Genomic DNA, 362 nt, shown 5'->3' with positions numbered 1-362 from the left:
GAGGCGCTCGGCATGGGCGCGGACACGCTCGGCAAGTTCGACAAGCTGATCGGCAGGCCGCACGGCATCGTGCTCGTGACCGGCCCGACCGGCTCGGGCAAGACGACCACGCTGTATGCGTCGATGTCCCGTCTGGAAACGGCGACCACCAACATCATGACGGTCGAAGACCCGATCGAATACGACCTGTCGGGCATTGGCCAGACGCAGGTGAACGAGCGGATCGGCATGACCTTCGCTCGGGCGCTGCGCTCCATTCTGCGGCAGGACCCCGACGTAATCATGATCGGTGAAATCCGCGACCTTGAAACCGCACAGATTGCCGTGCAGGCTTCGCTCACCGGCCACCTCGTGCTGGCCAC

At 64.4% G+C, this 362-nt stretch carries 1 protein-coding gene; it reads left to right on the top strand.

The annotated features are described in order from the left end of the window. Nucleotides 1-362: ATPase, T2SS/T4P/T4SS family (locus EN824_RS33770; protein ID WP_135933184.1), on the top strand; the 362-nt coding region annotated here is incomplete at both ends.

Origin of the sequence: Mesorhizobium sp. M8A.F.Ca.ET.181.01.1.1, from assembly GCF_004792025.1 — a bacterium.
Taxonomy (GTDB): Bacteria; Pseudomonadota; Alphaproteobacteria; order Rhizobiales; family Rhizobiaceae; genus Mesorhizobium.
The sequence above is the reverse complement of the archived record's forward strand: the minus strand, read 5'-3'. Positions and strand labels throughout refer to the sequence as shown.